This is a genomic window from Parapedobacter sp., from assembly GCF_035556095.1.
Classification (GTDB): Bacteria; Bacteroidota; Bacteroidia; order Sphingobacteriales; family Sphingobacteriaceae; genus Parapedobacter.
Genome location: NZ_DATMFT010000022.1, coordinates 111813 through 124384, shown reverse-complemented (window position 1 = coordinate 124384; position 12572 = coordinate 111813). Strand labels below are relative to the sequence as shown.

13 protein-coding genes are annotated in these 12572 nt (G+C 49.8%); 10 read left to right on the top strand and 3 right to left on the bottom strand.

Annotated features, from left to right (window positions below):
- Positions 1 to 28 precede the first annotated feature (28 nt).
- On the bottom strand, positions 29 to 880 hold the full coding sequence (locus tag VNQ80_RS14425; RefSeq protein ID WP_325639834.1) for a UDP-2,3-diacylglucosamine diphosphatase: 852 nt from the start codon (positions 878 to 880) through the stop codon (positions 29 to 31).
- Between the two features lie 311 nt (positions 881 to 1191).
- Here VNQ80_RS14425 and VNQ80_RS14420 point away from each other — a divergent pair, with 311 nt between their 5' ends.
- The 9 genes from VNQ80_RS14420 to VNQ80_RS14380 are packed head-to-tail and all read left to right on the top strand — an operon-like array spanning position 1192 to position 8952.
- Positions 1192 to 1578 (top strand): Rid family detoxifying hydrolase, encoded by a 387-nt coding sequence (locus VNQ80_RS14420; RefSeq protein WP_325639832.1) that lies wholly within the window; start codon positions 1192 to 1194, stop codon positions 1576 to 1578.
- Positions 1579 to 1584: 6 nt separating this feature from the next.
- Positions 1585 to 2577: a 3-hydroxyacyl-CoA dehydrogenase family protein gene (locus VNQ80_RS14415; protein WP_325639830.1), complete on the top strand. Its 993-nt coding sequence runs from the start codon at positions 1585 to 1587 to the stop codon at positions 2575 to 2577.
- A 1-nt stretch (position 2578) separates the two neighbouring features.
- Positions 2579 to 3886, top strand: a complete 1308-nt coding sequence (locus VNQ80_RS14410) for an aspartate aminotransferase family protein (RefSeq protein ID WP_325639828.1) — start codon at positions 2579 to 2581, stop codon at positions 3884 to 3886.
- 22 nt (positions 3887 to 3908) lie between these two features.
- Positions 3909 to 4781 carry a 3-hydroxyacyl-CoA dehydrogenase NAD-binding domain-containing protein gene (locus VNQ80_RS14405; RefSeq protein WP_325639826.1) on the top strand — a complete coding sequence of 291 codons (873 nt, stop codon included), beginning with the start codon at positions 3909 to 3911 and terminating at the stop codon, positions 4779 to 4781.
- The gene (locus VNQ80_RS14400) at positions 4762 to 5844 is read left to right on the top strand and encodes a dipeptidase (RefSeq protein ID WP_325639823.1); all 1083 of its coding nucleotides are present in this window, start codon (positions 4762 to 4764) and stop codon (positions 5842 to 5844) included. Before VNQ80_RS14405 ends, VNQ80_RS14400 begins: the two co-directional genes overlap by 20 nt.
- Positions 5845 to 5854: 10 nt before the next feature.
- Positions 5855 to 7228: a hypothetical protein gene (locus VNQ80_RS14395; protein WP_325639821.1), complete on the top strand. Its 1374-nt coding sequence runs from the start codon at positions 5855 to 5857 to the stop codon at positions 7226 to 7228.
- Positions 7215 to 8309 (top strand): D-TA family PLP-dependent enzyme, encoded by a 1095-nt coding sequence (locus VNQ80_RS14390; RefSeq protein ID WP_325639819.1) that lies wholly within the window; start codon positions 7215 to 7217, stop codon positions 8307 to 8309. The genes VNQ80_RS14395 and VNQ80_RS14390 overlap by 14 nt, the downstream gene beginning before the upstream one ends.
- Before the next feature lie 48 nt (positions 8310 to 8357).
- The gene (locus VNQ80_RS14385; RefSeq protein WP_325639817.1) at positions 8358 to 8525 is read left to right on the top strand and encodes a hypothetical protein; all 168 of its coding nucleotides are present in this window, start codon (positions 8358 to 8360) and stop codon (positions 8523 to 8525) included.
- 4 nt (positions 8526 to 8529) lie between these two features.
- Entirely contained in the window at positions 8530 to 8952 is a 423-nt protein-coding gene (locus VNQ80_RS14380; protein ID WP_325639815.1) for a type II toxin-antitoxin system VapC family toxin, read from the top strand.
- A 233-nt stretch (positions 8953 to 9185) separates the two neighbouring features.
- On the opposite strand, the gene VNQ80_RS14375 is transcribed toward VNQ80_RS14380, so the two are convergent.
- On the bottom strand, positions 9186 to 10496 hold the full coding sequence (locus tag VNQ80_RS14375) for an ATP-binding protein (protein ID WP_325639813.1): 1311 nt from the start codon (positions 10494 to 10496) through the stop codon (positions 9186 to 9188).
- A 78-nt stretch (positions 10497 to 10574) separates the two neighbouring features.
- On the opposite strand from VNQ80_RS14375, the gene VNQ80_RS14370 reads away from it, so the two are divergent.
- A complete protein-coding gene (locus VNQ80_RS14370) occupies positions 10575 to 10784 on the top strand; it encodes a hypothetical protein (RefSeq protein ID WP_325639811.1) in 210 nt (69 codons plus the stop codon).
- A gap of 44 nt (positions 10785 to 10828) precedes the next feature.
- Here VNQ80_RS14370 and VNQ80_RS14365 read toward each other — a convergent pair whose 3' ends face one another.
- The gene (locus VNQ80_RS14365) at positions 10829 to 11947 is read right to left on the bottom strand and encodes a Fic family protein (protein WP_325639809.1); all 1119 of its coding nucleotides are present in this window, start codon (positions 11945 to 11947) and stop codon (positions 10829 to 10831) included.
- Positions 11948 to 12572 lie beyond the last annotated feature (625 nt).

Below are 12572 nucleotides of genomic sequence, written 5' to 3'. Positions count from 1 at the left end.
TAATTCTTCATTGTCAGTCATCAACTTGCTAAGCCACCGGTTCTGATTTTAGTAGGTCGAGCAATTGCTTGATGTTGAGTTTATCGCTTAGGTTGTCATTTTCAGAAAGGTCCGCATCGGGCAGCGCGTTGGCGTAATCCGCTGCTTTGTATCGGTATATCCGCCAGTTGCCCTTATTGTATTCCAGTGCGGTGAGGTTTTCCACCCAATCGCCCGAGTTGAGGTAGGTGACGCTACCTTTTTCGGTTTCGATCACACGGATCTCGGGCTGATGAATGTGGCCGCAGATGACGTATTGGTAGCCTTTTTCAATAGCCAGCGTAGCTGCCGTCACCTCGAAATCATTAATGAACTTCACCGCATTCTTGATGCTGTTTTTGATGCGTTTGGAGAGGCTCATTTTCTCGCGTCCCAGTTTTACAAGCATCCAGTTGACCACGCTGTTCAGTAAAATGAGGCTGTCGTAACCGATGGCACCCAACCGCGCCAGCCATTTTGCGTGCTGCATGGAAATGTCGAATACGTCGCCGTGGAATACCCATGCCCGCTTTTTGCCTACACGGAGAGAGAGTTTGTTGGTCAACGTCAGCGATCCCAGCCGGAAGTCGGAAAACTTACGCAGCATTTCATCGTGGTTGCCGGTGAGGTAGGTCACCGGTACACCATCGGCCACGAACTTGAGTATTTTCCGTACCACCTTCATGTGCGATTCCGGCCAGTACCGTTTGCTGAATTGCCAAATGTCTACAATATCGCCGTTTAGCAGGATTTGTTTCGGTTTGATGCTTTTGAGGTAATGCAAGAGCTCTTTAGCGTGGCAGCCGTAGGTGCCTAGGTGCACATCGGATATAACCACCAAATCTACATTCCGTTTATTCATAAGTTGAGGCAGTTAGTTGTCGTCCGGGTCATCGAATACCACGTCTACGTATTTGATAAAAAGGTAGGTTAATCCTGCTATAAACAGGGTAACGGAGCAAATGATTATTTCCATTAGGTACACTGTCACTTTATGCAAAAGTGCGAAACCAAGGTTAACAGGACGTTATTGAGGTGTTAACCTTTCTGTATATCAAACCCGTTCTAAAAAATAGTACTACAAATCCACATAAATGTAATAGACCCCCAAAGCCCGTCAGCCTACCTTTGCTTACAAATTCTATTTAAGTTGAAACGTTAGGGAAAGAGGATATGAGTAAACAAAAAATCGTGCATCCGGATCGGGATGCCCATTTCGTAACCGGAGCATATTCCGATGGAGTTATCGCAGGAGGTTTCCTGTTCATCAGTGGCCAAGCTGCGGTAGATTTTAAAACGTCCCGGTTTGTACTGGGCACCATCGAAGAAGAAACCGAGCGTACGCTCGATAATATCAAGGCCATCATCGAGGCGGCCGGAGCTACGATGGATGATGTGGTCAAAAGCACCGTCCACCTCAAGGAAATCGATGATTTCGACCGTTTCAATACCGTCTACGGAGCGTATTTCAGTGGCGTGCGGCCCGCCCGCACCACCGTACAATCCGTACTGGCCGAAGGCATCCGGGTAGAGATCGATTGCATCGTCAAGCTTCCTTAGTTGCGTATGGATAATCAAAAGATCAAGTCCATGCCGGTGGGCGTGGTAGGGCTGGGGCTGATGGGCAGCAGCATTGTCGTCGCGTTGTTGGCAGCTGGCCATCGGGTGGTGGCATTAGCTCCCATAGCCGGCGAAAAGGAAAAGGCATCGCGGCACATCACGGATTTGCTCCGCCATGCCGACGCGTCAGCCATGCTGTCCGAGGGAATAGCGGCTTGCGTTAGCCGCCTTCAGTTAGTTGAGGACTACCGACTATTGGCCGACTGCCGCGTGGTGATGGAATGCGTTATCGAAGATAAGCAGATTAAAGAAACCGTATACCAGCAGATTGCCGACGTAGTTTCTACCGTGACGATCATTGCTTCCAATACCTCAGCCATCCCCATCAGTGAATTACAGGCGTTGGTGCCGCACCCGGAGCGGTTTTTGGGCGTCCATTGGGCCGAACCCGCCTACATCACCCGTTTCCTCGAAATTACCTGCGGCAACGACACCGATCCGGCCGTGGGCCAGTTCATGCTTTCTTTGGGCGAAGCGTGGGGCAAGGAGCCGACGTTGTTATTAAAAGATGTCCGCGGGTTCATTACCAACCGCTTAATGTATGCAGTGTATCGCGAGGCCCTCACCTTGGTTGAGCAAGGCCACGTCACGCTAGCCGATGCCGATAAGGCCTTCCGATATGATGCCGGCTCATGGGTTACCATGATGGGGATTTTTGAACGGATTACCCTCGAGGGTGGAGCAAATTACCTTAACGCGTTAACGCGAATACTTCCCCAGCTCAGCAATCGCACCGATGTGCCGGAAATCATGCAGCAGATGGTGGAGCAAGGCGCAAAAGGTATCCACAATCTAAACGGTTTATACCCCTATACCGAAGTTTCGGCAAAGCGGTGGGAAGTCGCCTTTGCTCAATTCAATAGAGATATCTATGAACTGGCCGCCCGGTATAACGCAGAGGCTGTGGCAGAAGACAAAAAAACACCTGTATCATCGTAACATGACGAACAATCGATATCGAGAATCGGCCCGTTTACTGGCGCGGGCCAAGCACGTTTTAGCCAGCGGCGTTTCTTCCGAGTTCCGGAAGTACAATCACCCTCACGCTATTTTCTATTCCCATGGAAAAAGCAGTCGTATATACGATGTAGACGGGAACGAATATTTGGATTTCACCCTCAGCCAAGGGCCGTTGATTGTAGGCCATTCCCACCCCCACGTCGTCGCAGCTATTGCCGACTACTCCGCTACCGGACAGTTGTATGCCGGCCAGCACATCAAGGAAGTTGAGCTTGCCGAAAAGCTCCATGAGCTTATCCCATCGGCCGAGCTGATGCGCTTTTGCTTAGATGGTTCAGAAGCAGTGCAAACGGCTTTGCGCGTTGCCCGTGCCAAAACAGGCAAGCAGAAGTTCCTCCGGTTTGAAGGGCATTACCACGGTTGGTTAGACAACGTGGCGTGGGGCATCAGTACACCCTCGGCAGATGCGCTGGGTAGCCGCGAGGAGCCTACGGTATATGCATGGTCTGGCGGTTTAGCAGCCCGGAGCCGCGACGAATTCCTCGCAATGCCCTGGAATGATTTGGAATTGGTACGGGCGGCCGTGGCCGAGCACCATTCGGATTTGGCGGCCATCATTACCGAACCGGTCATGTGCAACAACGGATGCATTCCTCCGGCTGATGGATTCCTGCAGGGTTTACGAGCTATCTGCGATGAATATGGCATCGCATTGATTTTCGACGAAGTCATCACCGGCTTCCGGCTGGGCCTGAGTGGTGCGCAGGGCTATTACGGGGTTTTTCCAGACCTTGCCATTTTCGCCAAGGCTATCGCCAGCGGTTACCCGATCAGCGCGATTGTGGGCAAACGCGAATGGATGGACGAAATAGCCTCCGCACGGGTTATCCATGCCGGCACGATGAACAGTGGCAACGCCACAGTGGCTGCCGCATTAGCAACCATTGAGGTGTTGGAGCGCGATCCGGATACCTATACCAGGATGTTCCGTCTGGGGCATCGGCTCATGGACGGATTGCGGGCAGCAGCAACAGAAACTGGCCAGCCGCTACTGGTGCAGGGCATGGGACCTATGTTCAATACCGCATTTGCTCCGCTCACCGCTATGCGCGATTACCGGGATACACTCCAAGCCGATAAGGCCAAACTGGGCCGGTTCATTGCCGGATTGCACGACCGGGGCATCCGCGTAATCGGGCGGGGCCTGTGGTACATCAGCGCAGTGCATACCGAAGAGGATATCGATGAGGCCATTTCCGTGGCCCGAGAAGCGTTGCGAGCGCTCTAAAGATAGTTTGAAACAATATAAAATGAACAAACCGAAAGATCATATATTTATAGTTGGCGATGGAGAGCCGACGTATCGGGTGGCCTGCAACATGCTGAATGCCGGCCAGGAGACGGTGTTGCTCACAGCCAGACATGCCGAAGCACGGACCGAAATAACACAAGCAGGTTGCAAAAATACCCATTTGCTTACGCTGCTGGTTGATTGGCCCGCTACCATCACCTGCTCGGTGGCGGTTGCTATCACAGGAGAAAACGCGGCTGTCAAGCTAAGCGTAATACACCAGTTGGCATGCCGTTTAGACAACGATGCCATCATCGCCGTCAACACCGAAAGCATTCCGCTTGACGAGCTGCAGGCAGCGGACGTTGCACATCCCGGGCGTATTTTGGGGTTAAACTGGTGTTACCCCGCCGAACTCACTTTTTTTTTGGAGATTGTAGCCAATGAACAATCAGTCCCACAATATGTCAATCGGCTGGCTACCATTGGCCGAGAGGTATGGGGAAAAGATCCCTACATCGTACATGGCGGTTTCAGCGTCCGCGCCCGGATGATGGCAGCATGGGTTCGCGAAGCGATGTACCTGGTTCAAAATGGACATGCTTCCGTAGAAAGCATAGACCGCGCCTGCCGCAACGATGCAGGCTATTACCTCACATTTGCGGGTAATTTCCGGTACATGGATTTGATGGGTACCTATGCATACGGCATGGTGATGAAAGACCTTAATCCCGACTTGTCTAAGATGACCGATATCCCAAGCGGTATAGAAGGGCAGTTAGCCACCTACACTAGTCACGACTCTGAGGTACGTAAAGCTACGTTAAGCCAGTTCAGCAAAGAAATCCGTCAACTCATATTGAAGTATCCTCATGAAGCGCTTGATTGTTGACGCCCACCTGGATTTGGCGATGAACGCCATGGAGTGGAACCGGGATCTGTCGTTACCGTTGGCCGAAATCCGCAGACGGGAATCGAATATGGATGATAAACCCGATCGTGGCAAGGGTACCGTATGCCTGCCCGCCTTGCGCGAAGGGAAAGTAGGTTTGGTAGTGGCTACGCAATTGGCGCGATTCCGCCCGGCCAGCTACACGCCCACAGCGTGGAACTCTCCCCAGCAGGCTTGGGCGATGACCCAGGCCCAACTCGCGTGGTACCGTGAAATGGAAGCACTGGGCGAAATGGTACAGATTACCGACTCGGCTGGGCTTGAAAACCACTTGGCATTGTGGGCAGACGAAAGCAAGGCCGATAGCGAAAAGCCGGTCGGCTATATCCTTAGTTTGGAGGGGGGCGATTCGTTAGTAGATATTGATTACCTTTATCGGGCCCACGATTACGGTCTGCGTGCGGTGGGCTTGTCGCACTTTGGCCCGGGTAGGTATGCCGATGGCACAAAAACATCCGGGCGGATCCATCAGCAGGGATTGGAACTGATGAAAGTGATGGGCGAGTTGAACATGATTCTAGATGCAACCCATTTAACGGATGAAGGGTTTGATCAGGCGTTGGATGCGTATGATGGGCCGATTTGGGCGAGCCATCATAATGTGCGGGCCATCGTTTCGAACCAACGGCAGCTGACTGATGAACAAATCAAAAAGCTCATTAGCCGAGGGGCGGTTATCGGCGGCATGCTGGATTGCTGGGCGATGGACATCCGATTTATCGATACGGTTTCCGATCCTTGGCAGTTGGACATCCGGTTGGAACACTTGGTTGATCACTGGGACCACATCTGTCAGCTGGCCGGAAACGCAGAGCATATCGGTATAGGCAGCGACCTGGACGGTATATTCGGTACCGAGCAAAGTCCTTGGGATATGGACTCGATAGCCGATTTGCAAAAATTTGAGTATATCCTGCAGGGCCGTGGGTATTCTGAACAAGATATCGATCATATTTTCAGCGGAAACTGGTTACGGTTTTTACGGCAAGCATGGAACAAATAGATAGTACGGGATGCAAGAACATTCATTTAGCGCAGGGGCCGCACAAGTAGATATCACGCCGCCCCTGGGCACGGTAATCAACGGTGAGTTTACCAACCGTTACGCCAATAATATTGCCGACCCGTTGTTTGCTAAAGCACTGGTACTGCAACAAGGCAAAACGACCCTGCTCATTATAATGGTTGATATTTGCGCTATGCAGCGTGATTTTCTGGATGAGGTCAAAACCACCATCAGCCATTTGCTGGGCATACCTTGCAGATGCCAGCTTATCGCCGCTACTCATACCCATTCTGCCGGTTCGGTGGCGGAACTACTGATGGGCCACATCGATTGGGCGTACCGAAGGCGGTTGCGCGGTCTGATTGTAGACGCAGCGAAAGCGGCGTTCAATAATTTGGAGCCTGCCAAAATCGGCTGGGGCGCGGTAGACCAACCCCAACACCTGCTTTGCCGACGCTATGAGATGGATAGCGGCTTTCAAGCCGTAAACCCCGTTACCGGTGGGAGGGATGAGGTAAAAACCAATCCGTTCGGAAACGAACATCGTATCGTGAGAGACACTACGCAGCCCGATCCCGGCTTGGGTTACCTTGCTATCCAAGCCATAGACGGTCGGTGGCTAGGCCTATTGGCCAACTATTCGTTGCATTACGTAGGCGACTGCGATCGCGGTACCATCAGCGCAGATTATTTTGGTTATTTTGCAAAAGCGGTGGCAATACAGTTGGGTGCGGACGAGGGTTTCGTGGGGTTGATGAGCAACGGTACGAGCGGCGAAATCAATATCTGGGACTTTCAGCACCCGGACCGTTACCCGAAAGGCAATCACGAAAAGAGCCGATTGATTGGCGGTGAGCTGGCAGCGGCGGTAGCTCATTCGCTACAGCGTGTATCATGGGAATCGAGCCCTTCATTGGCCGTTCGATACACAGACTTTGTGGTCGGATTACGAAAGCCATCTGTTGAAGAATTACCCGTTTTCGAGCGGATAGTTCGTGAAACCGACTATGAGACGATCTCATTTGGCAATGAACGTTTTTTCGAACAGGTATACGCCCGCGAGCAGGTGTTACTGGCTGAGTATCCCGATGAAAAGCCTTTTCCCGTCCAAAGTTTCCGTATCGGGCAGGGTGCTATCGGGGCGTTGGGCGGGGAGTTCTTTTCAGAGACGGGTTTGAAATTGAAATCAACTGGGCCGTCGGGTAAATATTTTACCATTTGCTTGGCCAACGATTATGTAGGGTATGTGCCGCCAGCGCACGAGTTAGCGCGTGGAGGGTACGAGTGCTGGCGGTGCCGCACGAGCCATCTTGCTGTCGACGCCGAGGAGAAAATCAGGACGATACTTGCTGAACAATTAGCAGATTATGGAGTGGTATAGGCTTAACAACGAACACGACGTGGATTCGCCTGCTTTGCTGGTGTATCCCGAGCGGATTACGCATAACATCGAGTTGGCTATTTCCATGATTGGTGACGTCAGCCGATTACGGCCTCACGTCAAAACCCATAAAACCGCGGAGATCCTGCAGCTTCAGCTGGATGCCGGGATTACAAAATTCAAATGTGCCACCATTGCCGAAGCCGAGATGTTGGGCGTATGCGGGGCACCCGATGTATTATTGGCTTATCCGTTGCATGGTCCCAAGGTAGCGCGTTTTTTGGCGTTGGTTCCTCGTTTTCCGAACACACTGTTTTCAGCTATCGTAGATCATGAAGCAGCAGCCGGGCATCTTTCAGCAGCAGCGCTGACTGCAGGAGTAGCCATCAATACATACATCGATTTGGATGTTGGCATGGGGCGTACGGGCATCCGGCCCGGCGAGGATGCGTTGCACCTTTATCGCTATTGCGCTACGTTGCAGGGGTTGCAGGTACGGGGATTCCACGCCTACGATGGGCACGTTCGGGAGATAGACCTAGCGAAGCGTAAAGCAATATGCGAGGATAATTTCCAGCCCATCCAGCACATGGTACGTACACTTCAAGAAGAGGGGGTTACCTCGCCTCGTATCATCATCGGCGGCTCACCATCGTATCCCGTGTACGCCCATTACCCTGATGTAGAATGCAGCCCAGGCACATTCGTGCTTTGGGATAAAGGGTACGGCGACACGTTGCCCGAACAAAAATTCCTGCCAGCGGCCGTGTTGTTGTGTCGTGTGGTATCCACACCCGGTCCTGACCGTATCTGCGTAGACCTGGGCTATAAGGCTGTGGCATCAGAGAATCTGCTGGAGCGGCGGTTGCATTTCTTGAATGCGCCAAACCTTAAACCCATCAGCCATAGCGAAGAACATTTAGTGCTAGCCGCACCGGCAGATCATGGATATCGCGTTGGCGATGTGGTTTACGCCTTGCCTATCCACGTTTGCCCTACGGTGGCGCTGTATAATCAGCTTACCGTGGTTAAAGCACAGCGAGCCGTTGGCACATGGGAGGTGGCGGCCCGCACTCGTTAGCTAATTATTTCGATTTTGTGTATCTTTGTGAAAGTCAATGGAGGTAGGATGAAAACAGCAAGGAAAAAAATAGACAAGGAAAATATCGATCAATTAATAGCAGAAGCAGAAGAGCGGGTAAAAGCAAAAAAAGGTTCAAAAACCTGGCTGGCTTTTCTTAAAGCCGTAAAAGATCCGTATGTTGAAATTGTAGACATGAAGGCAGTCTTGAAGTAACGAGATGGCTCGATATTTATTGGACACAAATATCGTAGCTTTTATTATTTCAGGAGAATACGATCGTATTTCTGCTGATGTCGCCATGATCTTGGATGATTATGCTAGTCAACAATATGTAAGTTCCGTTTCTGTTGTTGAGCTTTTACAATTGTATCGTATAAAGAAAATTTTCCCTAAAAATGTAAAACGAGCAACGGAAATAATCGATATTATCGAAAAAGATCTACATATAGAAATCCTGCCTTTTACAAAACAACATACCAACACACTTTCGATACTTCAGATTGCTGATCGGCACAACGACCCTTTTGACCATGCAATCATATCGCACGCCATTACCGAAAAACTCACACTCGTCTCGTCCGACCGTAAATTTGAAGATTACACTACCCAAAAGCTCAAGTTCGTTTTCAATAGACGATAACTCCATAACCTAAACAATCCCACCACTTACTGATAGGATTTTGCCCTCACTACGTCATGCCGGAAATATCGTGCCAGCGAATCGTTCTCGCCGGATTTGCAAGAACCGATTGCCGCACGTGCCCGAGGCCGATGCGCTCAAGATCGCGACGTATATTAATTCGTTAAGGTAGGGGTGGCGTGCCTCCGTAAAAAAAGCGGTCGCTTAACGAGGTGACCGCTTTTTTCAATCAATTAATGGACTTGTAGGAACCATTTCCATGTCGGGATGATACGGATTGTTATTCCTTCCACGGTCAAGGTTTCTTCATCTTCCGCAGTCAGTATCCAGCCTTCCTTCACCTTGCAATACGTACAGGCCTTCAATAACCCTTTTATTTCACGGGTCCTGGTATCCGTGGGTTGCACTGTCCAGCATACCTGGATGGGAAGTGGCTGTGTTTGCGTGGGAAAAACAATGAAGTCACATTCAGCCGTTGCGTCGTTAAAGTAATAGATGTGCGTTTCGTAGATATTTCCGAAACGTCGATACAATTCCCTGAAAAGCAGGTTTTCCAATAATATCCCCTTATTTCCGATAAAGTGGGCCGTGTTGGCGTTTAGCAGGCCGTTGTCCAGCCAGTATATTTTCTTCTCCGATTTGTCACGTTTGGCGTCTGAGAAATCAAAACGGCTGATGCGCTTAAAAAGATAGGCATGCTCTGCCATATCCATCGCTTCGTAGACGGAATTGAGCCCCACTGTATAGTCATTTGCCTTCAATTGATTGTGTAATCGACGCATGGACACGGTTTTTCCGATGCTGGAAGCGGCCATTCGGTAGAGGCTCCGCAGGTAGGTGAAATTGCTGACTTTATTGTATTCCACGATGTCGCGTAGCAACATCGCGCTGTAGTATTCCTGCAGCAATGTAGTCCGAAGTGCATCCGAAGGCAGGTTGATGGTCTCGGGATAACCGCCGTTTTCAAGATATTGATAAAAGGCGACCAACGTTTTGGCCTTGTCACGGCCGTACAGGGTCGGCGTGATGTTCGCGAATTTGCAGTATTCCGGAAAAGACAGCTGCAAAACTTCGATCGGTATGCTTCTGCCCCGCATCACCGATTTTATCTCCGTATGCAGCACGGCAGAATTGCTGCCTGTGAAGAAGATTTTTTTGGTTATCGTTTCGCTTATTCGATTGATGAAATACTCCCATCCTCCAGCAGCCTGGACCTCATCGAAAAAGAAATAGCAATTACTTAGTAGCAGCTCAGGAAAAAGTTCTTGCCAAGCCTGCAAGATCAAATCGAGATTGTCCCCGTCCAGTTGTATGCGCTCATCCTCAAAGTTGAAATAGATAATCCTGTCTGGCGAAACGGCATTGTTTTCGATCAACGATTTCATGGCTAAGACCATCGCAGAGGTTTTGCCTGTCCGGCGAGGTCCCAATATCGCCTGGGCCTTTTCAAGATCGATATGCAAATCGATAGCTCTGTTTATCAGTGTTCTACCTAATATTTCCGCTCGGCTCTCGATTAGGATATGCTTTATCTTTTCTTTCATACAATGACAAATATAGATATATTGTCATTATTAAAGTGATATATTTATGTTTTTTGTCTTTTTTATAGTGACAATTATTTGGTTGTTTCGAACGTAGCAAGGAAATCTTCAAGGGGCAGTGCGGCGCCCCAGCCACGTATCCATGGAATCGGCCCTAACCTATTGGGGGGTATTTCCGAACAGGTATTCGAAGTCAGCTCCGAAGACCTCGATTTTTCATTGTTGGAGGCAGACCCCCCACATTTTCTATGTAAGAACTCCAATCTCATGGTTGTGAACACACGCTAACCAATACAAAAATAGCAATTAATATAGTGATTTCCCGGTAGGAGTTACTGCGACAATATCCGGTAGAGTTCGAGGTTAAGGTAGTAGTGGTTCCCGTCAATGGTCCTTCTTTCCAAAATGTGCATGTCACTGAGTTTGTTGAGGTATTGGCGTGCTGTTTTCTCAGCGAAAATGCCCTTCTCAACAAAATGTTTCACCTTGCTGTACGGCTGTGTAAAGATTACCTCGGTCAAGATTTCCGGGCGTAGCACGTCGGTTTCCCTACGTATGGTATCCAGTATCGCATCTTTTACGTTCACGATATCGTTGATTCGGTAGTAGGTGTCATTTGCTGTCGTCTCCACGGCCTTCAGGATGTAACTAAGCCAGGTCGACCACGCCCCGCGTTGCGTCACGCCCGCCAAAGCATGGTAATAGTCTTCCTTATGCTCCACAATGTATTTACTCAGGAACAATATCGGGTAATCAAGCAATCCCTTTTTGACCAAGTAATGGATATTCAGTATCCTACCCGTACGCCCGTTGCCGTCCCTGAACGGGTGGATCGCTTCAAATTGCAGGTGGCCAATCGCCATTTTGATGAGCGGGTCTACCCGTATGCTATCGTCATTCAAAAAATCCAGCAAGTTATCCAGTTTGGCTTCAACAATGCCCATACCACGTGGAGGAGTATAGATCGCCTTTCCCGCATTCGGCCCGGATCCGCCTTGGCGGATATACGTTTGCGCAAAAGGCTGGCGTATGCCATCCCCTTGCCCCGTCACTTTCTGATAGATTTTCCCCAGGTATTCCTTGTCTATTTTTTCTTTGTTTTCCAGATCATGGTATCCTTCCCATAGCGCCTCCCGGTAATGAAGGATTTCTTTCTGCGGGCCGCTTTGCAGGTGCGATGCGTTTTCGCTGTACGCCTTGTAAAGCTCATCATCCGTAGTGAAGATGTTCTCGATAGCGCTGGATGCCTTGGCTTCCTGCAAACTAATGGTGTTTATCAGCATACCTTGGTCGGGAATGACCACGCTTCTCCCTTGCAACCTGGATATAGCGGCTTTCGCATTGACCAATTGCTCGAGGATGTCGACTGTGCGGTAATAGCTTTCTTCGATCGGAAGATCGGGCAGCCCATTCCAGGGCTTGTTTCTGTCGGGATTCACGCGATAGGCCATGATACAAAGGTAAACATCCTGATTGGCCTAACGGTAAAAAATGGAAATTTTACCGTTAGGTTTGCTGCCAAACGGTAACCGTATCGTCAATTATCCAAGCTAACGGTAAAAAACGGAAATTTTACCGTTAGGTATACTGTCAGGCGGTAATGAGGCCCTCAACCATCCAGGCTAACGGTAAAAAATGGAGATTTTACCGTCAGGATTCGGTGCCATGCCGACGGCAAGATGTCATCGGCAAAAACCTGTATAAAGGTGGCTGCGCAAACTCGCCGACAAGGTCTTTGATTATGAAATCTGTTTTTCGTCATGACTATTGACGAACTCGATTTCATCACGAATCGAATTAATTCGCTCCGGTAACGCGTGTTTGCAAAAATTCGGACGAAAAGATGGTGCAATTGATTTACAACCCGCAGCCAGCCAACTGGCCGGGTCACGTCAACGAGATGCCGCCCATGCCTATAGAAAGCACCGAATATCCAATCATCGACCTCATAGATTTTTGGAGTTTTTTTTTGTAAGATTTCAGCGTTTTTCCACTGCCCGTTATCGGCTGTACAACCATGATGTTCCTATATTTCAGATACCTGATACGATTTCCCGATTGGATAGGGGTGGGTAG